The organism is Vibrio sp. 10N.222.49.C9 (assembly GCF_041474985.1).
Classification (GTDB): domain Bacteria; phylum Pseudomonadota; class Gammaproteobacteria; order Enterobacterales; family Vibrionaceae; genus Vibrio; species Vibrio crassostreae_C.
In genome coordinates this window covers 1-436 of the sequence record NZ_JBFRVD010000755.1, presented here as the reverse complement: position 1 = coordinate 436, position 436 = coordinate 1, and the positions used below count along the sequence as shown (strand labels likewise).

Below are 436 nucleotides of genomic sequence, written 5' to 3'. Positions count from 1 at the left end.
GCATCGCATGATGGGACCAAGATCAATGCTGGTGTTGGTCTTGATCTTCTTAAAACCGTTGTACTCAAAGTTCTTCAGGCTTACTGTTTCTCTAAAGAACAGCGATATGTTCTCACGGTTCGCAATAGCGACCTTAGAGTTGGGCTGAGAGTTAAACCATGTCTCGCCAGTTCCAATGCCTGTCTTTTTGTCTGGCATACCAAACCAAGAGACAACGCGGGGTTTATTGCGAATGATCTTCTCAAACACCCAGGCTTTAATGCTTTCCTTAAACACATCTCGCACGACATAAAGAGCTGCAAATGCCAACACAAACTGCAAATCGGTATCCAGACCCATTAAGCGGAACTGGAAGATCACCACACTAAAACCCAACATGATTAAACCGGTTGCGATAGCAAGAGAGAGGTAGCGCTCTTTCTCCCCTACTCGCTTA

Annotated in this window: 1 pseudogene; it reads right to left on the bottom strand. The window is 45.4% G+C overall.

From position 1 onward, the window contains the following. Positions 1–436 (bottom strand): annotated as a pseudogene (locus tag AB4585_RS25430) (hypothetical protein); the annotation flags it as partial.